Annotated in this window: 18 protein-coding genes; 11 read left to right on the forward strand and 7 right to left on the reverse strand. The window is 65.8% G+C overall.

Features of this window, described 5'->3' with window-relative positions; translation table 11 throughout:
- The first annotated feature begins 11 nt into the window (after positions 1–11).
- Both ABZ293_RS24735 and ABZ293_RS24740 read left to right on the forward strand, forming a co-directional pair.
- A complete protein-coding gene (locus tag ABZ293_RS24735; protein ID WP_355184237.1) occupies positions 12–1895 on the forward strand; it encodes an ABC transporter ATP-binding protein in 1884 nt (627 codons plus the stop codon).
- Positions 1892–3601, forward strand: coding sequence for an ABC transporter ATP-binding protein (locus ABZ293_RS24740; RefSeq protein ID WP_355184239.1), 1710 nt, complete (start codon positions 1892–1894; stop codon positions 3599–3601). Before ABZ293_RS24735 ends, ABZ293_RS24740 begins: the two co-directional genes overlap by 4 nt.
- A gap of 34 nt (positions 3602–3635) precedes the next feature.
- On the opposite strand, the gene ABZ293_RS24745 is transcribed toward ABZ293_RS24740, so the two are convergent.
- The 4 genes from ABZ293_RS24745 to ABZ293_RS24760 form a co-directional block, all read right to left on the reverse strand.
- Positions 3636–3998, reverse strand: coding sequence for an MmcQ/YjbR family DNA-binding protein (locus ABZ293_RS24745; protein ID WP_355184241.1), 363 nt, complete (start codon positions 3996–3998; stop codon positions 3636–3638).
- 357 nt (positions 3999–4355) lie between these two features.
- Complete coding sequence (locus tag ABZ293_RS24750; RefSeq protein WP_355184243.1) at positions 4356–5714, reverse strand: serine-threonine protein kinase; 1359 nt, start codon at positions 5712–5714, stop codon at positions 4356–4358.
- A gap of 25 nt (positions 5715–5739) precedes the next feature.
- The gene (locus ABZ293_RS24755) at positions 5740–7566 is read right to left on the reverse strand and encodes a S8 family peptidase (RefSeq protein ID WP_355184245.1); all 1827 of its coding nucleotides are present in this window, start codon (positions 7564–7566) and stop codon (positions 5740–5742) included.
- Positions 7567–7724: 158 nt separating this feature from the next.
- Complete coding sequence (locus ABZ293_RS24760; RefSeq protein WP_355184247.1) at positions 7725–8660, reverse strand: RNA polymerase sigma-70 factor; 936 nt, start codon at positions 8658–8660, stop codon at positions 7725–7727.
- Positions 8661–8831: 171 nt separating this feature from the next.
- On the opposite strand from ABZ293_RS24760, the gene ABZ293_RS24765 reads away from it, so the two are divergent.
- The 3 genes from ABZ293_RS24765 to ABZ293_RS24775 are packed head-to-tail and all read left to right on the forward strand — an operon-like array spanning position 8832 to position 10822.
- Entirely contained in the window at positions 8832–9911 is a 1080-nt protein-coding gene (locus ABZ293_RS24765) for an FAD-dependent oxidoreductase (RefSeq protein ID WP_355184249.1), read from the forward strand.
- A gap of 40 nt (positions 9912–9951) precedes the next feature.
- Positions 9952–10107, forward strand: coding sequence for a hypothetical protein (locus tag ABZ293_RS24770; protein WP_355184251.1), 156 nt, complete (start codon positions 9952–9954; stop codon positions 10105–10107).
- Positions 10108–10126: 19 nt separating this feature from the next.
- Complete coding sequence (locus ABZ293_RS24775) at positions 10127–10822, forward strand: NAD(P)H-binding protein (RefSeq protein WP_355184252.1); 696 nt, start codon at positions 10127–10129, stop codon at positions 10820–10822.
- Between the two features lie 99 nt (positions 10823–10921).
- Here ABZ293_RS24775 and ABZ293_RS24780 read toward each other — a convergent pair whose 3' ends face one another.
- Both ABZ293_RS24780 and ABZ293_RS24785 read right to left on the reverse strand, forming a co-directional pair.
- Complete coding sequence (locus ABZ293_RS24780; protein ID WP_355184254.1) at positions 10922–12319, reverse strand: MFS transporter; 1398 nt, start codon at positions 12317–12319, stop codon at positions 10922–10924.
- Between the two features lie 132 nt (positions 12320–12451).
- A complete protein-coding gene (locus tag ABZ293_RS24785) occupies positions 12452–13330 on the reverse strand; it encodes a hypothetical protein (protein WP_355184256.1) in 879 nt (292 codons plus the stop codon).
- Positions 13331–13735: 405 nt separating this feature from the next.
- On the opposite strand from ABZ293_RS24785, the gene ABZ293_RS24790 reads away from it, so the two are divergent.
- The 4 genes from ABZ293_RS24790 (at position 13736) to ABZ293_RS24805 (ending at position 18221) form a co-directional block, all read left to right on the forward strand.
- Positions 13736–14158 carry a hypothetical protein gene (locus ABZ293_RS24790; RefSeq protein WP_355184258.1) on the forward strand — a complete coding sequence of 141 codons (423 nt, stop codon included), beginning with the start codon at positions 13736–13738 and terminating at the stop codon, positions 14156–14158.
- A 101-nt stretch (positions 14159–14259) separates the two neighbouring features.
- Entirely contained in the window at positions 14260–15384 is a 1125-nt protein-coding gene (locus ABZ293_RS24795; RefSeq protein ID WP_355184260.1) for a PLP-dependent cysteine synthase family protein, read from the forward strand.
- The gene (locus ABZ293_RS24800) at positions 15381–16757 is read left to right on the forward strand and encodes an MFS transporter (protein WP_355184262.1); all 1377 of its coding nucleotides are present in this window, start codon (positions 15381–15383) and stop codon (positions 16755–16757) included. Before ABZ293_RS24795 ends, ABZ293_RS24800 begins: the two co-directional genes overlap by 4 nt.
- A gap of 588 nt (positions 16758–17345) precedes the next feature.
- Entirely contained in the window at positions 17346–18221 is an 876-nt protein-coding gene (locus tag ABZ293_RS24805; protein WP_355184264.1) for an MHYT domain-containing protein, read from the forward strand.
- A 507-nt stretch (positions 18222–18728) separates the two neighbouring features.
- On the opposite strand, the gene ABZ293_RS24810 is transcribed toward ABZ293_RS24805, so the two are convergent.
- Positions 18729–19202: a hypothetical protein gene (locus ABZ293_RS24810; protein WP_355184265.1), complete on the reverse strand. Its 474-nt coding sequence runs from the start codon at positions 19200–19202 to the stop codon at positions 18729–18731.
- Positions 19203–19375: 173 nt separating this feature from the next.
- Here ABZ293_RS24810 and ABZ293_RS24815 point away from each other — a divergent pair, with 173 nt between their 5' ends.
- Together ABZ293_RS24815 and ABZ293_RS24820 are read left to right on the forward strand one after the other, a co-directional pair.
- A complete protein-coding gene (locus ABZ293_RS24815; RefSeq protein WP_355184267.1) occupies positions 19376–19702 on the forward strand; it encodes a hypothetical protein in 327 nt (108 codons plus the stop codon).
- Between the two features lie 115 nt (positions 19703–19817).
- Entirely contained in the window at positions 19818–20903 is a 1086-nt protein-coding gene (locus ABZ293_RS24820) for a protein kinase family protein (protein ID WP_355184269.1), read from the forward strand.
- The last annotated feature ends 23 nt before the right edge of the window (positions 20904–20926 follow it).

Raw genomic sequence — 20926 nt, forward strand, 5'->3', positions numbered from 1 at the left:
GATCCGGATCGGTGACCGTTCCGGTTCGCGACGACACCTACGAAGACGGGATAGCGATGACCAGCACCCACCTTGCCCAGGCGAGGGGCCATTCCACATCACCGCCGGATGCCGATTCCGCAGCGGGACAGAGCCTGGCGGGGCTGCTGCGACCCTACGTACGGAGTTTCGCGGCCGTAGTAATCCTGCAGGTGATCGGCGCTATCGCGGGTCTGGCGCCATTGCTGGCCGTGGTCGAATTGGGGCGAACCCTGTTGTCGCCCAACCAGATCAATCATGATCATGTCCGCGTCGTTGTGATCGCGGGCGCGGTCGGCTTGTTCGTCCGACTGGTCTGCACAGCCGCGTCATCGGGAATCGGGCACATTCTCGACGGCAGAGTCCAACTCTCGTTTCGCCGAAAACTGGCCGAGCGGCTGGGGCGGGTGCCGATCGGGTGGTTCTCCCAGCGTCGGACCGGCGAACTGGCAAAGGTGGTGGGGGAGGACGTGGGTGCCGTGCACCCGTTCATCGCCCACACTCCCGGCGAACTCGTCTCCGCATTCGTGGTGCCGCTGGTATCGCTGATCTACTTGTTCACCGTCGACTGGCGACTCACGGTGATCACGCTGATACCGGTGGTGCTGGCAGTGGCGCTGGTCCCCCTGATGATGACCCCGCTTCGGCAGCGCGAGCAGACGGAATTCGATGCGGCCATGGGGCGGATTTCGGATTCGGCCATCGAGTTCGTGCAGGGTATCTCGGTGGTCAAGGCATTCGGCGGATCCGGGCGCGCCCATCGCAAATTCCGCACGGCCGCAGATGATTTCGTCAGCAGCTTTTACCAGTGGGTGCACGGTGTCTCCGGGATCGCCGCGGGAATGCAGCTGGCGCTGTCACCGCCGTTCGTACTGCTGGTGCTGCTGATCGGCGGTGCGGTGCTGATCACGAACGGTTCGCTGGCTCCGGCCGACCTGCTGCCCTTCCTACTGCTCGGCCTGGGCCTGACCGCTCCGGTCGCGGCTCTGGGCCACGGCCTCGACGATATGCAGGCCGCCGGGCGCGCGGTCGGCCGGATCCGGGACGTACTCGAGGTGCCGTCGCTTCCCGAACCTGCGAAACCGGTTGCGCCACACGGTCACCGAGTGGAACTGCGTGACGTTCGATTCGGCTACGGCGCCGATCACGAAGTGCTGCGCGGGATCGATCTGATCCTCGAACCGGGGACGGTCACCGCCATCGTCGGACCGTCGGGAAGCGGAAAATCCACGCTGGTTCAGCTGTTGCCGCGGTTCTTCGACCCGACTCACGGTTCGGTCGCGCTCGGTGGTGTCGATCTGCGCGAGCTCGGCAGCCGCGAGCTGTACCGGATGGTCTCCTTCGTCTTCCAAGACGTTCGCTTGCTGCGCGCATCGGTCGCGGACAATATCGCGCTGGCGGTACCGCATGCCGACCTCGACGACGTGGTTCGCGCCGCCCGGCTGGCGAATATTCATGACCGAATTCTCGAGCTGCCGCGCGGGTACGAAACGGTGATCAGTGAAGAGGCCGGACTCTCGGGTGGCGAGGCACAGCGGATCTCCATCGCACGCGCACTGCTCGCCGACACGCCCATTCTGGTACTCGACGAGGCGACCGCCTTCGCCGACCCGCAGACCGAACTGGCTGTGCGCCAAACCCTTTCGACACTGGCGCGGGACCGGACGATTCTGGTCATCGCCCATCGCTTGGAGACCGTCGCCGACGCCGACACCGTCGTGATGCTGGAGAACGGGTCGATTGTCGAGCGCGGCGGGCCCGCCGAATTGCTCGCACAGAACGGAAGATTCGCCGCGTTCTGGCAATCCCATCGATCGGCTGTCGCCGACGAGATCGAAACCCACGTTGGCGCAGCGCAAGGAGACGAGCCCCGATGATTCGAATGTTGCTGCGCGTGCTGGGACACGAGTACGCCAGGCCGGTGCGTCGCACCGTAGCCCTGATGACCACGACCGCGATAGCCGAAGGTTTGTCCTACGCACTGCTGGTTCCGGTGCTGCGGGAACTGTTCGGGAGCAGTCCCGGAGATGCGCGGCCCTGGCTGATCGCGTTCGGTGCCGCTGTCGCGGTCTACGCGGTACTCCGCTACCGCAGCGATCTGTCCGGTTTCCGCGTCGGGACAACACTGTTGCGCGGTATGTACCACCGTCTCGGCGATCATCTGGCTCGATTGCCCATCGGCTGGTACAGCGCGGGCCGCGTAGGGGAGGTATCCGTGCTGGCCAGCCGCGGCGTCCTGCAGGCGATGAGCGTCATCGCGCATCTGCTCGCACCGTTCATCTCCGCCTGTGTTACGCCGCTGACGATCGTTGTCGTGATGCTCGCCTTCAATTGGCAGCTGGGGCTGGCCGCCTTGTTCGCCGCACCGATCGTGGCGGTGATCCAGATCTGGACGGGACGCTCGACAGCCACCACCGATGCGGAGCATGCCGAACGTGACCATGAGGCCACCGGGCGAGTCGTCGAATATCTCCAGGCCCAGCCGGTGCTGCGGGCGGGCGGGCGGACCGTGGAACGCTTCCGGTTACTCGACGACTCGCTGCGGGACCTCCAGCGCGCGTCCCGCCGTTCCACCCTGTCGGCGCTGCCCGGCGTAGTGGGTTTGACGCTCACGGTGCAGACGGTGTTCACCGTATTGCTGATCCTGGGCGCCTACCTCGCACTCAGCGGAAGTATCGGCGCGGCAGAGATTTTGACGATCCTGGTGCTGGCGGCACGCTGTGCGGATCCGCTGCTGTCACTGTCGGCTATCGGCGGCAAACTGCGCGGCGCACGTTCCGTGCTCGCCGGACTCGACACGGTCTTGCGCACCGATCCGCTGCCGGAGGCTCCTGATCCGATCCAGCCGGTCGGCAATGACCTGGAGTTCGAGTCCGTCGCATTCGAGCATGGCGGCCGCACGGTGATCGACGATCTGTCGCTATCCGTGCCAGCGGGACAGCGGCTCGCCGTTGTCGGACCGTCGGGTGCGGGTAAGAGCACAGTGCTGCAGTTGCTCGCGCGGTTCCACGATGTGAACGCGGGCGCGGTGCGCATAGGGGGAGTCGACGTGCGCGCGATCGAGACGAAGGTATTGATGGCGCAGATCGCCATTGTCTTCCAGGATGTCTATCTCTTCGACGGCACGATCGAGGAGAACGTACGTCTCGGCCGGCCCGACGCAAGCGTTGCCGAGGTGCGGTCGGCGGCGACCGCGGCGCGGTTGGACGAGGTGATCGAGCGATTGCCCGGAGGATGGGCGACCAATGTCGGCGAGGGCGGCGCACTACTGTCCGGTGGTGAGCGCCAACGCATTTCGATCGCGCGCGCACTGCTGAAGAACGCGCCCATCGTATTGCTGGACGAGGTGACCTCGGCACTGGACCCGGTGAACGAAGCCGCCGTCCACGACGGCATCGAACGCCTCATGGCGGGCCGAACGGTGGTGCTGGTCGCGCATCGGCTGCGGACCATCCAACGTGCCGATCGCATCATCTTTCTGGACAACGGCCGAATCGTGGAAGAAGGCAGTCACGACGAGCTGCTGCGGCACAATGGCCGCTACGCCGCCTTCTGGAATCTTTCCCTGACACCAGCGGTGTGAATGTTCGCTCCCGAAGTTCGCGGGCGCCGCTGTCTCAGCCCTGGCGACGTAGCGCGATGGATGTGCTGGGATGGTCGTGCAAGAATTTTGGTACGACCATTCGCCAGGCGTCGACGATCAATTCGCGCATCTCGTATTCGTCGATCGCGGCCATCCAGCAGTCGACCCAGTTGTAGCGCTGATCCGATGGCCGTGGCAGCCGGAACTTGTCCGGTTCGGCGGCGATGAGCGTCGCGCGCTCGGCCTTGGGAAAGGCGAAGCCCATGACTGATTCGTCGCGGGAGAAGGCGATGTAGACGATCCGCCCGACGCGGAACTTGATGCGGTCCGCGACGACCGCCTCGTAGGAGCGAGGCAAGGTGAGCGCCAGTTCGCGCACATCGTCGACGGTGACCATACGCCGATGATGCCACCTGGCTCCGACATCGATGCCCGCCGAGCGGGCTGACCGAAATAGCGTCTGGTACTGACCTCGATCCCAGCCGCGCACGACATCCAACGGTCGGCGGGGCGGGCGTTACCGGTGGTGTGTTGGTAAGGGTTCACCAACGTCACCGTCGAGGTCCACACGATCGTGTGGACAGACGCCACATGCTTGGCGATGCTCGCCAACGTCGCGAATGGCTGGATCTGGCTGCTCGGCCAGCACTGCGCCCACTCGGTGTAGCTACGGCGGCCGAGAATGACCGCGTCCTGTGTCGCGATCACAGCGGCAAGGTTGGTATCCATCACGTCGCCCCCGGATGAGGGGGGGTTATGGCGCGTCCAGCCTGCCTGCCTTCACGGCAACCCAGGCCAGGTTTTCGTGCACGATGTCACTGTGCGCGCCGAACGGCGGTTTGCCGTTCATTACGGTGTCGGAGGCATCGATATTGATCAGCTCACCCGCGGCGAACGGATAGTCGTCGCCCACGCCGTGTAGCTCGACCTGGGCCACATCGAATGCTCCGACCGCTCCCAGCGCCGTCCACGGATTGTCACCGTGCGCGCCCGCGGTGTTGTCTCCCGCGACCTTCGACGCAAGGGGGTAGAAATTGCCCAATGCTCCGTCGTGGCTGGAGAAGCAGACGGAAACGGGCCCGTCCACCCGGCTGGATCGTCCGGCCAGACCGCCACGGCGGTTCCGATCGAACGGTAGCGGATCCGCGAACGCGAAGCTCGAGAACGCACCCTGCAGCAGGGTGACAGATTTCACCGGCGACGGGACCAGCCCGTCGGGCAGTCCGGTCAGGGCATACGACACGACCCGCGCGCCGAAGCTGTGGCCGATCAGATTGATGCGCAGACTCGGGAATTCCCGATTCAACTGTCCCAGAAGCGGTCCCAGGCCCTTCTCGCCGACGACACCGGCGCGGTTCTTCATCTGCCAGTACGTCAGCGTCCGTAGCGCCTCTTTGGCACCGTGTAACACCTTCCCGAAGAAGTCACCGATTCCGGCAGCGCCACCCTGTGCCGAATCGAGGTCGACGCCCGATCTCATCAGCTCCATCGCGAAGTCCCGGAACACCGTCGACGCATCGTTGTCCGGACTGAGCATCGGGGGAAATCCGTTGTCCGCGTTGCCATCCGGGCCTTCGCTGTCGGCATTTCCCGGGAACGTGGCGGCGCTGAACTCGCGCATCTGTCCGAACAGCTCGTCGATGGTGCCACTGTCCGGCTCTTCGGATCCCAACAGTTCCGCAATCCGATCGAGCTGTTGCGCACCATCCGGAAAGGTCGCCTTCAACATCTGCAAGGTGTCGGCATCGAGCGCAGGTGATCCAGCGGGAACGGATTCCCGGCGGCCCGCCGCCGCGGCTCCGGTGGGCGCCGCGGCGGGCGCGAAATCCCCGATCGGTTCGTCGGTCCAGCGCTCCGACGGCCACACCACGCCCGCGTAGCCGATCCGGCGCGTCGCGACGATCGGCAATGCGTCCAGCTTTGCGAACCACCGCTGGTACAGATCGATCGCCTTACTGCGGTCGTTGTTCCAGCCGTGCGAGAACACCATCAGGTCGGTGACCGCCCGCTCGCGCACGCCCGCGACGAGTTCGTCCGCGCCGACCCGATCGACATCGCCGTCCTTATCGAACGAAACGATCCACAGTGGCTTATCGCCAATAAATTCCGGCATTTCTATCACTCCTTGGTCGCCGGGTTCAGACGGATTGCAGGGCTCGCATCAGGTCGACGAGTCCGCCGCCTTCGAGATAGCGATCGCGACCCAGCGGCGTCGCCGACTCGACGAAGATCCGCTTGACCGATTCGGGGTCGCCGATGAATTCGCGCCGGACCGACAGGAACGCCGCGATGGCACCTGAGACATGTGGAGCGGCCATGCTGGTGCCGCTCTGCTCGATATACACGGCCGCGCCTTCCTCACGTCTGCCCAATGATCGAAAGGCGTCCGCACCGAGCTTGCCCGCGGCAGCGGAGGTGATGCGTTCGCCCGGAGCCACCAGGTCCGGCTTCAGCCGCCCGTCGCCGGTCGGCCCGCGTGAGGAGAAGTAGGAGATGCCATAGGTATGTGGCGCGTCGCGGTGCGTCGAACCGACCGTGACCGCACGCTTGGCATTTCCCGGATCGTTGATCGTCATTCCGGTACTGAACCGGGTGGGCGCGTTCCGGTCTTCGACGAAGAGGCTGACGTAGGCCGAGTTACCGGCCGCGACCACGACGATGACGCCGCTGCGAACGAGGTTGTCGACCGCGATGCACAGCGGGCTGCTCCCACACGCGTACCAGGCCGGATCGAATCCGTAACCGAGGCTGAGGTTTACGCCGTGGATACGGGGCGCGTTGTCGCTGGCCGCGTTGACCTTGCGCACATAGGTCAGCGCCTGGATCACCCGCCCGACGCGTGCCGTTTCGTTGCCCTTCGCGCCGAGCACCTTGAGACTCACCAGCCTCGCCCGCGGCGCAATACCGGAAAGGCGCGCAGGCTCGGCCACCGCGCGCCTGCGCAGCTCGGCGCCGTCCGCGGTGTTGTACCGATTCTCAGTGACGACAACCTTTTTCGCCCATCCACTGAGTCCGCCCGCGATGATTCCGGCGACATGGGTACCGTGCCCCTCCTCGTCGACGAGAGCACCGTCACGAACAGGAGGTCCGTCCCCTGGGCACGTGCGATGCAGATCGCGCACGGATCGATCGGTGAGGGTCGCATTGGCGAGGAAGTGCGGATGGCTCTGGTCGATGCCCGAATCCACGACGGCCCAGACGATTCCCTCGCCGTAGGCATTGAAGGATCGTTGAGCGGCTTCGGCTTTGATCGTCACGAAGGACTGGTCGATCTGACCGTGGATCTCGAAGTCCGGCCAGATGCGTTGCATTGCCCGGGCCAGCATGTCCGACACCACGGCATCCGCGGATACCAGCCCCTCGATCTGGTCCGGGGTCAACCGTCCGGTTGCATACTCGTCGGTGAGGCGATACGGCGCACCGGCAGCCGCGACAAGCTTCCAGAGCTCCTTGAGCCGGTTGAACGCGGCATTGAGGCCGCGGCCGTAGCGCGAGTTGAGCTCGACCATGACGGATATCGGATCGTCCGCCCCGGCTGGCATCGCGATACCCATCGCGGCCGATCGGGCGTGCTCGGATCGGCGTGTCTCGAGATGGGCGCGCAACGGTGGAGCGATCACGCCCGCGACCGGCAGCCTGCCCGGCGTGCCGGTTGCTGGCGCCTGTGCTGGAACATAGGACGCTGCGCGGATGACCGCGTCGGGCGCCTCGCTCCGCCCGAGCGAAGTGAGTTCGATCGCCCCCGGTACGACGAGCTCGTCGTCACGCAGCTTGCTGAGAGCGTCGGAAACCGCCACCCACCACATCGGCTCGCCGGCCATCGACTCACGTTCGCCCGCCTCGAATTTGGCGGCGAACCGCGCGGCGACCATCGTCAGCAACTTCTTCTGGTTCACCGTCTTGCCCGGGGGCACGGTGTCGAGGACCGACAGCACCCTGTCTTTCCAGACGTCGATGTCACCCATGGCTCCGGCTCCCGCACATCATGCTCGGATTGCGATCCGCATCATCAGTTTCCAGCCGCTATCGCTGCTGGTCACGGGTAGTTCACTACTCGATTTCACGATGCGGCCCGCGCTGTGGATGTGTGTTCATCGCGCGAAGGCGGGTCAGCGTTTCGGGCTCAACGGTGCAGTGAGGTTTCGCGTTCCATATGCGACAGCTTCTCCGGGTTGCGCACAGAGTAGATGCCGCTGATGAGTCCATCGTCGATGCGCACCGCCATCACGCTGTCGAGTTCCCCGTTCAGTCGGATGATGAGTGCCGGGTAGCCATTGACCTGGGTCGGTTGCAGCGTCGCGGTGGCGCCGATCGTGTTCCAGTAGATGGCGAACAGTCGAGCCACCTGGTCGGCCCCGACGATGGGGCGTGGGAGGGCCTGTTTGATGCCGCCACCATCGTTGAGCGCGACCACGTCGGGCGCGAGGATCGTCAGCAGGCTCTGGATGTCGCCGGTTTCGACCGCTCGCTGGAATGCCGCGAGTGCGTCTCGGGTCTCGGCGGAGGAAACGACTCCGCGCGGTCGGCGGGCGGCGACATGTGCCCGTGCGCGGTGGGCGATCTGGCGGACCGTGACCGGGGACTTGTCGATGGCTTCGGCGATCTCGTCGTAGGCCAGGTCGAATACTTCACGCAGCACGAACACCGCGCGCTCGGTCGGGGTGAGTGTCTCGAGTACGAGCAGCATCGCCATCGAAACGCTGTCGGCCAGCTCGATGTCCTCGGCTACATCGGGGGCGGTGAGCAGCGGCTCGGGCAGCCAGGGGCCGACATAGGACTCCTTGCGCCGGTCGAGCGTGCGCAGTCGGGTCAGGGCCTGGCGGGTGGTGATGCGGACCAGATAGGCGCGCTGATCCTGCACGGTGGTGAGGTCGACTCCGGCCCACCGGAGCCAGGTTTCCTGCAGCACGTCTTCGGCGTCGGCGGCCGAGCCGAGCATCTCGTAGGCGACGGTGAACAGCAGTCTGCGGTGCGCGAGGAACGCATCGGTGGCGGGGTCCGGTCGACCGCGCGGCAACGGCTCGGCCGGCTCAACCGTTCGCTCGCCGCCGTCGCTCATTGCCGACTCCCGCCTGTTGTCCGTTCTCGACTGTGCCACACACACCAGACGCCGGTTCCGACCGCTTTGTGACACCTCTGATCGGTGACAGATGTCACGGTGCAGCGACGTCACATAGGCGCGGTCGTCGGCATCTTTATGTTCGTCCAGTTACGCAGACAGGAGGCCGACATGCAGGTGTTGATAGTGGGCAGCGGCTACTCGGGCACGCTCGTGGCGAACCGGGTAGCCAAGAAGGTGAAGGACGCCGAGATCACGGTGATCAACCCGCGCCCGGACTTCGTGGAGCGGGTACGGCTGCACCAGCAGATCGCGGGAACATACTCGGCGGCCACGCCCCTGGCAGAGGTACTGCGGGAAGGCATCAGGGCACGGGTCGGCGCGGTCGACAAGATCGGCGACGGCGCCGTCGTCCTCACCAACGGTGAGCGAATCGACTTCGACTACGCCTTCCTGGCCGTCGGCAGCACCGTTGTGCCGATGCCGGGAACGGTCCCGGTGGGCACATGGGAAGGCGCGCAACAAGCTCGCGCGGCGCTGGCCGCCCTGCCCGCGGGCGGCCAGGTCACCGTTATCGGGGGTGGTCCGACGGGCATCGAGACGGCGGCCGAAATCGCCGAGGCCAGACCGGATGTGCGGGTGCGGCTCGTCGGTTCCTCAGTGGGCGGCGGCCTTTCCGACGGTGCGTATCGGCGGGTACGTTCCGGCTTGGAACGGCTCACGGTCGAGATCGTCGACGATGAAGTCGCCGAAATCGGTTCGGGCGCAGGGCAGTTCGACGGTGTTGTGCGGCTGCGGTCGGGTTCGGATCTGGCCTCCGATCTGACCCTGTGGGCGATCGTGTCAGGCGTCCCCGACCTCGCGGCGCGCAGTGGTCTCGCGGTCGATGCGCGCGGTCGTGCCGTTGTCGATGAGTTCCTGCGCAGCACCAGCGATGAGCGGATCTTCGCCGTCGGCGACTGCGCAGCGGTGCCCGGAGCGCGTTTCGCCTGTTATACCGCGCTGCCACAGGCCATTCACGCGGCCGACAATTTCGCTCGCCTGCGCAAAGGCCGCAAGCCCAAGCCGCACTCCCTACCGTATTTCAGCCGCGGCCTCTCGCTGGGCAGGAAGGACGCGGTAGCCCAGTTCACCCACGCCGACGACACGGTCCGGCGCATCTACGTCGCCGGACGGACCGCGGTCGCACTCAAGAAAATGGTCACCCACAGCGCGTTCTCCACCGCCCGCACGGGCATTTCCAGCTTCTGATGAACAGCACCAAAGGAGGATCCGGCCGCAGGTTGCGCTGATGCTGCGCAAGGAATTCGCGAATTTCACCGATTTCCGACCGCGGAAGCTGCACGTGGCGCAGGTGCACGGATTGGTCGACGAGCTGCTCGTGTGGGCGCGGGCGTTCGGCGCGCTGCGTGTGGCTTCCCCGGCCGTGTCCCAGCAGACGTCGTAATCAGAGAAGGACAATCGTCATGCGTATCACAGTTTTCGGAGCCAATGGTCCCACCGGCCGCTTGCTCACCGGCCAGGCGCTCGCCGCCGGACACCAGGTCAGCGCGGTCACCCGGCAGCCGGAATCGTTTCCGCTGCACCATGATCGGCTGGAGGTAGTCGGCGCCGACGTATTCGACCCGGTGGCCGTCGACGCCGCGGTCGCGGAGCGGGATGCGGTGCTGTCGACGCTCGGGGTGCCTGCCGGAAAGGAACCGATCAGCACCTATTCGCGTGGCGTGGCAAATATTGTCGCCGCGATGGAACGCCATCGGGTGCGTCGGCTCGCCGTCGTCAGCTCGAGCGGCGTCGACCCGCAGCCGTATTCCGATAGCGGGTTCCTGTTCAATCGCGTTTTGCTGCCATACGTGACAGGCGTGGTGGGTAAGACGCTGTACGACGACATGCGGCGGATGGAAACGCTGATCCGCGCCAGCGATCTCGACTGGACGATCGTGCGCCCGAGCGGGCTCTACCATCTGCCGTCGGTCACCGACTACACCGTCGTCGAGGGCCACGCCGACGGCAGGTTCACCGCTCGTGTGGACCTGGCCGCGAGCATGTTGGCCATGCTGGACGATGACCGCTACGTCCGCGCCACCGTCGGCGTCATCACCACCGTCGACAACCCCACCTTGCTCCAGTGGATCCGCGGCGAAGCGCTCGCCACGAACTGAGCGTTCGGGTACGCACTGCTTTCGAGTGTGCGCAATGCTGAAGCGGGCACCCGGTTTTCGGGTGCCCGCTTGGCATCTCGCTTCGAGCAGTGTCGATCGCTACGTTGCAGCGGCAGTTTCCAGCGCCCATTCCGCCCGTGTCGGCCAGCGGCGATGTTCGGCGTCGATGACGAACACGTGGGTGTGCCGGTAGTGGCGGTCGTCGACGCGGTCGGCATCGGCCAGCCGGGCCGGGTCGATGGTGCCGACTTCATGTAGGTGAGTCAGCTCCTGCGGGTCGTGGCGTGGCCACATCCGCAGCGCCACAGTGATTCCCGCGGCGGCGAATACCGCCAGCGTTGTCCAGGTGGTAGTGAAACCGGCGGCGGTGGTCAACCATCCCGCAATCGGATAGGTGATCAACCAGGCCAGATGCGACAGCGAGAACTGTGCCGCGAAGAGCGCTGGGCGATCGCCGGGTTGCGAGGAGCGCCGCAGGACCTGCCCGGTCGGCGTCAGCACCGCCGCGGTGCCCGCACCGATGAGCGCCCACACTCCGATCGCGGCGCCCCATCGCCAGTCGCCGCCGTCGGCGGTCGACAGTGCGATGGCCGAGCCGAGTCCGGTGATCAGCGTGGCCGCACCCGCCAGCATCACCGGCCGGGCGCCGATCCGATCGAGGACGCGGGGCAGCGAGAGCGCGACGATCATGGTGCCGAACCCATTGGCGGCCAATAGCATTGCTACTCCGGACTGGGTGCCGCCGAGGGTGTCGCGTACGTAGTTGACCGTATTGACCATGATCACCGATCCGGCAGCGGCGACAACGAGGTTCAATCCGAGCAGGCCGCGCAGCCGTGGCGTCGCGGCGAAGATGCGCATGCCCACCGTGATCCGTTCCCGGAATGAGCCCTGCGCGGCGGCGGTCGCGTCCGGAATGCGGGTGGTGATCACCAGGGCAGCCGAGATGACGAATCCGATTGCGGTGCCGACGAACAACCAGTGGAAGCTGATCACGGCCAGTGCGGCCGCGGCCAGCATCGGGCTCAGCAGGGTTTCCATGGTGGCGGCCAGTTGCGCCGCCGACAGCGCCCTGGTGTATTCGCGTTCGTCGGGCAGGATATCCGGGATGACCGCCTGGTATGTGGGGGTGAATGCGGCCGAGGCGGTTTGCAGCACCGCGATCAGCACGTAGATCTGCCACACCTGGTCGATGAACGGCAGAGCCAGCACAACGGCGGCTCGGATGACGTTGAGCGCCACCAGGAAAATCCTGCGGGGGAATCGGTCCGCGTAGGCGGCCACGATCGGCGCGACTGTCACATAGACGAGCATCTTGATGGTCAGCGCGGTGCCGAGGACAGCCGCCGCGTCCGCCCCGGCGAGTTCGTAGGCGAGCAGCCCGAGTGCGACGGTGGTCAGCCCGGTGCCGAACAGGGCCGACACCTGAGCGGTGAACAGTTTCAGATAGTCACGGTGGCCGAACAGTGTGGCGGTGAGCATGGGCATGGAACGCATCGGAAACCCTTCCTGGCAAATGAGTTGGGTGGATCGCGGATATTGCGACAGCAGCACTTGCACACGTCGGACTCCTCTCCGGAATAGGCGGTGATCAGATGGAAGATCCACCCACTCAACAGACTTCGGCGATCAGGCAGTGGTGGGCAGCGTGAAGGCGGCGGTCCGGACCACATCACCGTGCTTGAAATCCAGGAAAAGCCGGTAGGTTCCGGGGCCGGGCACGGCGGTATGGAACGTGATGTCCGGACCGGGCGCGGTCACCCCGTCACCGGGTTCACCATTCGGATGCACGTGGACGTAGGCCAGATCGCCCGCGCGCAGGATCACCAAGTGACCGAAGGCGGCCAGGTAGGGCTGCAGGTCGGTGACCGGTTCGCCATCCTTGCGGACGGTGAGGGTGAGCAGTCGGCCCGCACCCGGGACCAGTTCGCCGTCGAGGGTCACCTCGTATCCGTCCACGAGCGCGGTGCGCGTTGCCTCGGGGGTGGGACGCGGTTCGTATGCGCCCGCAACGGCGAGGTCCGCGCCAAGAGTGATGGTCTTGCCGAGGGCCCGCGGAGCGATATCGGTGAAGACGCGGTAGGCGCCCGCCTCCGGGAGATTCAAGCGCACGGCCCAGGTCCCGTCTGCGGTGAGCTGGGGATGCACGTGCCAGAACCCGGTCAGTTCGCGCCGAGCCACGATCAGATGGAGGTCGCGGTCGTGGATAGCGGTGTAGTCGGTGACCGGCTTGCCATCTGGTCCGAGGATCCGGAACCGGAAGTCGATTTCACCCGTCCCGATGATCGGGGCCGCGAGTTGTAACTGGTAGCCGTCCTGGGTGATCTGAAGTCCGCCCGGGAGTCCGCCGCCATGTCCGGCATGGTCGTGCTGCCCGGCACGGTCGTGCTGCCCGGCGTGGGCGGCCGGCGCCGCGTGCCCGGCGTGGGCGCTGTGGTTGTGGTGCCCGGCATGAGCGGTGTGATCGCCGTGCGCGCCAGAGTGATCCGCGTGAGTCTGGGTGGTCATTGCCTCGGCCTCTCGATCTTGTTCATTCGACACGAGAAATTTATACCCCCTGGGGGTATACTGCAAGGCTGATAGATGTGATGCGCCGCACTGCGACTAAGTACGTACGGAGGTAGTAGGTTATTTGCAGTGGGCGTCAAAGGTTTGTCTTCGCCGAACGTGTGAGCCGAAAGTTTGTCGCGGCCAAGGGGATTGGAAGTTGAAAGAGGTTGTCGACGAGTCGCGCCGGGGAGTACCGCGGTACGCGGACTCGCGCGCCATCGGAAGAATCTCGATGGCGGGCACCCGGGTGTCGATGATTCGCGGCATCGGGTGCCCGCTATCGGGTCGCCGATCCCACACACCCACCGCCGCTACCCGCGCCGCCGCCGTTTGCTACCCGACCGGCGCTATAGTCGGCTCACTGTGAACCTCATCGGGCGGTTGCGGCACGGTGGCACCGTAGTGGCGGTGCTCATCGCACTGCTGCTCGTGGCGCCGATGGTCCACTGCGCCCAGACGGACGACCATGAGCACTCCGGCGCGCATAGCCAGATGGCGCCTGGGAACTTTCGCACCGCCGCCCTCGACGATTCCGCTCACGCGGTCATCAATGCCGCGCACGAATCCTGCGGCCTGCATCTCGCCCACTGCATCGTGAAATCGGTGCGGACGGGTGCGGCCGAGAACTTCGCGGCACTGCGCCTGCTCGCCTTGATCGGGGTCGTCGCCATCGTTGCCGCAGCCAGTTACTCGACGCTCGCTGGAGGCGTCCGCGGTCCGCCGGTATCCCCACCCTCCGCTACTGGTCGGGACATTCTCGAACGGATCTGTATCGCCCGACGCTGATCGGTCAGCGCCAGGCCGACGTTGTGTGCCGTCGGCCGGTGTTCGCTGCCGTTCAACGTCCACACCGCCGCGTGGCGGTCTCGATACAGGAAGCGACAGTCATGAACAAGATCGCGCTCGACCGGCCCGAGGTACCCCCGGCGCTGATCCCGGCGCCGGGCGCCGCCCGACAGGCTCCCGCGCTGGTCGGCAACACTCCGGTGCTGTGGGTCGGCGCCCCGCTCGCACCCGCCGGTCGGGGGTTCTGGGCCAAACTCGAAGGATTCAATCCCGGCGGCATGAAGGACCGCCCTGCGCTGCACATGGTGCGCCGGGCCGAAGCGCGCGGTGCGCTGGCAGCTGGCGCTCGAATCATTGAATCATCTAGCGGCACATTGGGTTTGGGTTTGGCACTGGCCGGCATGGTGTACCGCCATCCGGTCACCGTGGTGACCGATCCGGGCTTGGAGCCCATCGTCGCCCAGATGCTGGCCGCCTATGGTGCGCGCGTAGATCTCGTCGCGCAGCCGCACCCGAACGGCGGTTGGCAACAGGCACGTCGGGATCGGGTCGCCGAGTTGCTGGCCGAGGAATCCGGAGCATGGTGCCCGGATCAGTACAACAACCCCGACAACGTCGACGGCTACGAATCGTTGGCGCTCGAACTGGTGGAACAGCTCGGGACAGTGGATGTTCTGGTGTGCGCGGTGGGCACCGGCGGACATTCGGCCGGGGTCGCGCGGGTGCTGCGGCGGTTCAACCCCGACCTGAAGCTCATCGGCGTGGATACCGTGGCCTCCACAATCTTCGGCCAGCCGGGGGGACCACGGCTGATGCGAGGTCTCGGGTCGAGCATCTACCCGACCAACGTCGACTACCGCGCATTCGACGAAATCCATTGGGTCGCACCGTCGGAGGCGGTGTGGGCATGCCGCACGTTGGCCGTGACACACTATGCCACCGGCGGCTGGAGTGTCGGCGCGGTGGCGCTGGCTGCGGGCTGGGCGGCGCGCACCCACGACGCCGATGCGCGGATCGCCGCCGTATTTCCCGATGGCCCGCAACGCTATTTCGACACCGTCTACAGCGACACCTACTGCGCCGAGCACGGACTTCTCGATGCCGAGCCGCCGACCTACCCCGACACCATCACGCATCCGGCCGAACGAGTCGTGACCGCTTGGACCCGTTGCAGCACAGTTGTCGACCCGCGCGAACGGGCTTCGGATCAAGGGGCAACCCAGTGACGGTATTCAGAAACTTTCGCAGCTTCGACCTCCCGGCACGTTTGTTGATGGTCAACCAGTTCGGTATCAACCTCGGCTTCTACATGTTGATGCCGTACTTGGCCGGATATCTGGCGGGTCCGCTCGGCTTGGCGGCGTGGGCCGTCGGCCTGGTGCTGGGTGTGCGCAACTTCTCGCAGCAGGGCATGTTCCTGATCGGTGGCACGCTGGCCGACCGGCTCGGCTACAAACCGCTGATCGTGGCCGGATGTCTGCTGCGCACCGGCGGTTTCGCGCTGCTGGTCTTCGCGACGTCCCTGCCGGGTCTGCTGATCGCTTCGGCGGCAACAGGTTTCGCGGGCGCCCTGTTCAACCCGGCGGTGCGCGCCTACCTCGCGGCCGATACCGCGGAGCGGCGGGTAGAGGCGTTCGCCGTGTTCAACATCTTCTATCAAGCGGGCATCCTGGCCGGACCACTGGTCGGGCTCGCACTGATGGCGGTCGATTTCCGGGTCACCGCGGGTACCGCCGCGCTCGTATTCGCGGCGCTGACGGTGGCGCAGTTGTGCGCGCTGCCGACCCGACGGGCGGAACTCGCCGACGAGAAGTCATCGGTTCTCGACGACTGGCGGACCGTGGTCGCGAACCGTCGGTTCCTCGCCTTCGCGGTCGCGATGATCGGCTCGTATGTGCTGTCGTTCCAGGTCTATCTGGCGCTGCCGCTACAGGCGGAGTTCATCGCGGGCGCGCGAGCACAGATTCTGGTATCGGCACTGTTCGTGGTGTCCGGGGCAGTAGCGGTCGCCGGTCAGCTACGCGTCACCGCCTGGTTCCGCGAAAGATGGGGGACAGGACGCAGCCTGGTCGTCGGGATGGGCATACTCGCCGTGTCATTCCTACCCTTGGTGATCATCCCGGGGCCCTGGCGCTTCGGCGTCGGTGCGGCCGTGGCGGCATTGCTCATGTCGGCGGCATTGCTGGCGGTCGGCAACGCCGCGGTATTCCCATTCGAGATGGACACCGTCGTATCCCTGGCCAACGGGAAACTCGTGGCAACCCACTACGGGTTCTACAACACGGTGGTCGGCGTCGGCATTCTGGCGGGCAACTTGGCAACCGGCGCCGTAGTCGGCGCCGCCCGCGCCGCCGGAGTCGACTGGGCAGTGTGGTTGGGGCTCATCATGATCGGCCTGATCGCCGCATTCGCATTGCAGCGGCTCGACCGAGCCCAGCCCACACACCCGGTTGCGCCGAGCGCCGCGTACTCGCGGCAATCCGGCGGGCGTCATCTGCCCGAGCAGCCGGAGAATGCGGGCCGAGCGCCGACCGGCCGAGCATCGAAAGACACCGGACGCCAAGCATCACCCGGACCGACACCAACGGGCCGTCGCTGATCGACTCCGCCCATGGCCGGAGGATGCTGTCGGCCAAGTCGTGACACCGAGCGTGCCCGAGCCGAGGCCGCGGCTGCCCAGCAGTGGAATCTCGGCTCGGGCCACCGGAATCACGTCCGCGCCGCGGCGGCGAGGAAGATCCCGCACCCGGCTCTGGATTCCGCTGCGTGAACTTCCGATCGCGCTGCCCAACGGCAGTCCGACATGCAGACCGAACGCAGCGACATCACCGCATCGCTCGACGCGGAGCAACTCTTCGCCGCATCGGCGGTCATGGTTCCCGCGACGAACCTCAGCCAGGACCGATTCGATGGGATGTATCGCACGGGCTGCTGTTGTGCTGCTTGCAGGTTTCTCACAGATTGCTGCTTCAACCTAAGGGACTGTAAGGGTTGGCGAGGCATCGTGGACCCGAGCCTCGTCCAGGTGCACCGTTGTGACCACTACGAGCTCGAAGTGTCGATATCGCGGGGATACGCCTGCGCAACACCCGATCTGAAATATGAGCTTTGCAACACACGCTCCGTGCATTACGTTTGCGTTACGGTTTGCCGGTAAGAAGCCAGTTGATAGCTACGGAGCGTGTGCGTGCTGGAACTCGACCACTTCACCTACGGATGGGTGACCCCTGTCCTGGCCTATGTCATGTCTGTCATCGGATCGCTGCTCGGCCTGCGATGTGCGGTGCATGCCCGAACGGCGCGCTGGCCAGGAGGCTGGCTCCTCGCCGCGGCCGTATCCCTTGGCGGTGCGGGCATCTGGGTTATGCATTTCACCGCGATGCTCGGTTTCTCCATCGATGGGGGAACCATTCGGTTCGATGTGCCGATGACGCTGCTGAGTGCCGTCGTGGCCATTGTGGTGGTGTGGATCGGACTGTCGGTGGTCGTGCGCTGGCGGCGGGAAGTGCTGGCTTTGCCGGTCGGCGGCACCGTCACCGGACTCGGCGTAGCCGCCATGCACTACCTGGGCATGTATGCGATGCACACCAACGTGACCATTGGGTACCGCCCCGAGCTCGTCGCGCTGTCGCTGGCGATCGCGGTGGTCGCGGCAACCGCCGCGCTGTGGTTCATGCAGCACGTGCACGGATTTCGTGCGACCGCGGGCGCGGCGTTGATCATGGGGGTCGCGGTATGCGGCATGCATTACACCGGAATGGCGGCAATGCATGCCGAGCATGCTGGCGGCCATGCGATGCCGGACGGTGCCGAGCCGCCGCAACTGCTGACCCCACTGATCATGACCGTCGTCGCGGTCGTCATGGTGCTGATCATCGTGGTCGGGCTGGCCGAACTCGACGAACGCAACTTGTCCGACGTGCAGCCTGCGGCCGAGCAGCCCGCTCGACCCGAAGCCGCTCGGCTCAGGTCCGCGCGCTTCAAGTCCGGCACCCTGGCTACCAGCCCCGCCGACCTACCCAAGAGCGGCCGAGAGTGGCCGCGCCGAGAAATACTCGACTAGGTTGTGTCTGGCGAATCCCACGTGCCGTCGGCGGCATAGCGGCGGTGACGTTTGGGGCCGCGGCACCCTCTTCTGACACCGCGGGACCGGCTGTCCGCAAGGATCGGCCAGCGCTGCTGCAATCGGACAGCTACGGCCGCACCTGGCCAGACTGCGCACGGACCCGAACGACAGTGCTTTGATCGGCAATTCGTCGGAGTTGTTAACTCCAGAGAAGCGGCCCATGGGCGAACTGTCCCACAAAGGGCCGACATGGCGAGTTCTGTCCCGTAGATTTCGCACACGGGTTGTGACCCATTCGGGTCATCGCGCGAGCTGCGGGTTCGCGAGTGCGCGGCGGGCGGGTGCTCGTGGGACAGAAACGAAACGTTTTCGCCCAGCCCACCGCGCGATCGGCGGTTATGCGGTGCGTTGCATGATGCCTGGTCTGGCGCTAGCTTTGGCCAGCTCATCGGCAGCGGCACTGTCTACAAGCGCGCCGAGCGGGTCGGCTTCATGCGGATCCGCTCAATGGCGCTGTCCGCCAAAGGTTTCGACAGTGGCGCGATGAACACGATGACTTGCGAGGATGATCAGCATGGCTAGGATGGCCGCATGGTGGGGAATATTGTCGATCGACCGTTCAACGAGACCGTCCGGCGTTCGGTTGTATTGGGTGGGGGCAGTATCTGTGGCGGTGCGTGGATGGCGGGTCTGGCCGCTGAATTGCGTCGCCGGGGTATCGATTTGGGTGCAGCCGATTTGATAGTGGGCACGTCCGCGGGCGCGTCGGTCGGTGCCATGCTGGTTACCGGCCGCGATCTCGATTCGCTTGCCGACAGTCCGTTCCCCGCTGGGGTCACGGTGCCGCACCCTCCGCGTAAGCCTGAACTGCTGGCTGCAGTGTTTTCCGTGCTGTTCGATCGAAATGCGGATCGTGATGTGGCACGGCGCAAGGTGGGCCAGATGGCGATGGCCGAAGAACCGGCCCAGCCGGAGCATATCGAGCCGACGGAGTGGTTCATCGGCGGCAACACCTGGCCGGATGAACGGCTACAGGTCGTCGTTGTCGATGCCGAGAGCGGTCAGCGCCGGGTCTGGAACCGCGATAGTGGTGTATCGCTGACGACCGCCACCGTGGCAGCCGCGCGCTTCCTGGAGCATTCCCGCCGGTCGTGGTGGAGGACCGCCACTACATTGATGGCGGGATATGGTCGGCGACCAACGCGGACGTCGCTGCGGACGCGGATCTCGTTCTGGTCATCGAGCCGCTGGCGTATCAGTGGCCGCGTGAGCCCCTTCGTGCCGAACTTGCCGGGGTTGCGGCCGATGCTGTGGTGCATTTCGGCCCGGATGCCGCCACGGTCGACGTGTTCAACGCGTACGCGACCAATCCCGACGTCTTTGCTTGCTGGCCTGAAGCGTTCCGAGCGGGCGTTCGCCAGGTCGACGCCCTGGCGGAGCAGTTGGCTCGGTCGGCCTGGCAGTCTCCGAAGAGCTGATACGGCGCGACCGCGTGGTCATGGCTGAATCGAGGTCGGCGTGCAGATGAAGGCCGCAGCGAATTCCCTTGACGCAGTGGCGTCCTCGTTATCTGACGCGGCGACGACCCGCGACATGTCGCGCCCGGCGCGCCTGCACGACCATAGCGCCGTCTCCACGGCCCTTGCGCTGTACAGCGATCACGCGTTGCGCGAGCTCGTGGACGCAGCCACCCCGATCGGCGCCAGCATCGGCGGGAAGTCAGCGCTACTGGAGGTCGCCGGAACCTCGGTCTTCGTGAAGCGAGTGCCCCTCACCGACCTGGAACGACAGCCCGAGCACGTCCGGTCCACGGCGAACCTGTTCGACCTACCGCAGTTCTACCATTACGGCGTCGGTCTCATCGGTGGAGCGGGCTTCGGGGCGTGGCGTGAGCTTGCCGTGCACATCATGACCACGAACTGGGTGCTCGCCGCCGAATACGAAGGCTTTCCGCTGATGTATCACTGGCGGGTGCTGCCGGACACGACGCCGCTGCCGGCCGAGCTCGCCGACATCGATCGCACCGTCGCCTACTGGGACGACAGACCCCAGGTACGTCGCCGGATCGAGGCCGTGCGGGACTCTTCGGCGAGCATCGCGCTATTCCTGGAGTACATCCCGCAGACACTGCACCAGTGGCTCAACGTCCAGATCGAGGTGGGCGTCGGCGCCGCCGACCGGGCCTGCGCCATGGTGGAACGAGAGCTGGCCATCGGCACCGAGTTCATGAACAACCGCGGGCTGCTGCACATCGACGCGCACTTCCACAACATCCTCACCGACGGTCAGCGCCTCTACTTCGGCGACTACGGACTCGCGCTCTCCTCCGGGTTCGACCTCTCGCCAGCCGAGACCGCATTCCTCGACCAGAACCAGAGCTACGACTGCGGCTTCACTGCCACCTACCTGGTGAACTGGTTGCTCACCGCCTTCTACGGGTTCCGGTGGGAGGACCGGGAGAAACGGGCAGCCATGGCATGCGCCATCGCCGAGGGCAAACTGCCGGCGGGCATCCCGGCGGAGGTTGCCGCGGTCCTGACCCGGCACGCGCCGATCGCCGCGCCGATGTCCGCGTTCATGCGTGCGTTCCAGCAGGAGAGCCGGTGCACCCCGTATCCGGACCAGAAGATCCGACGTCTGCTCGACGGCCGGGCCGCGCGAAGCGCCGACGTCCGCTGACCCACCCGTCCTCGGTGCCATAT

Origin of the sequence: Nocardia sp. NPDC005998 (assembly GCF_040614395.1) — a bacterium.
Lineage (GTDB): Bacteria > Actinomycetota > Actinomycetes > Mycobacteriales > Mycobacteriaceae > Nocardia.

Bases quoted from the DNA above. Each gene is read 5' to 3' on its own strand.
- ABZ293_RS24740 (WP_355184239.1), top strand. From the start codon at position 1,892: ATGATTCGAATGTTGCTGCGCGTGCTGGGACACGAGTACGCCAGGCCG.
- ABZ293_RS24745 (WP_355184241.1), bottom strand. From the start codon at position 3,998: ATGGTCACCGTCGACGATGTGCGCGAACTGGCGCTCACCTTGCCTCGC.
- ABZ293_RS24750 (WP_355184243.1), bottom strand. From the start codon at position 5,714: ATGCCGGAATTTATTGGCGATAAGCCACTGTGGATCGTTTCGTTCGAT.
- ABZ293_RS24755 (WP_355184245.1), bottom strand. From the start codon at position 7,566: ATGGGTGACATCGACGTCTGGAAAGACAGGGTGCTGTCGGTCCTCGAC.
- ABZ293_RS24760 (WP_355184247.1), bottom strand. From the start codon at position 8,660: ATGAGCGACGGCGGCGAGCGAACGGTTGAGCCGGCCGAGCCGTTGCCG.
- ABZ293_RS24765 (WP_355184249.1), top strand. From the start codon at position 8,832: ATGCAGGTGTTGATAGTGGGCAGCGGCTACTCGGGCACGCTCGTGGCG.
- ABZ293_RS24770 (WP_355184251.1), top strand. From the start codon at position 9,952: ATGCTGCGCAAGGAATTCGCGAATTTCACCGATTTCCGACCGCGGAAG.
- ABZ293_RS24775 (WP_355184252.1), top strand. From the start codon at position 10,127: ATGCGTATCACAGTTTTCGGAGCCAATGGTCCCACCGGCCGCTTGCTC.
- ABZ293_RS24780 (WP_355184254.1), bottom strand. From the start codon at position 12,319: ATGCGTTCCATGCCCATGCTCACCGCCACACTGTTCGGCCACCGTGAC.
- ABZ293_RS24785 (WP_355184256.1), bottom strand. From the start codon at position 13,330: ATGACCACCCAGACTCACGCGGATCACTCTGGCGCGCACGGCGATCAC.
- ABZ293_RS24795 (WP_355184260.1), top strand. From the start codon at position 14,260: ATGAACAAGATCGCGCTCGACCGGCCCGAGGTACCCCCGGCGCTGATC.
- ABZ293_RS24810 (WP_355184265.1), bottom strand. From the start codon at position 19,202: ATGCTCCGGCTGGGCCGGTTCTTCGGCCATCGCCATCTGGCCCACCTT.
- ABZ293_RS24820 (WP_355184269.1), top strand. From the start codon at position 19,818: ATGTCGCGCCCGGCGCGCCTGCACGACCATAGCGCCGTCTCCACGGCC.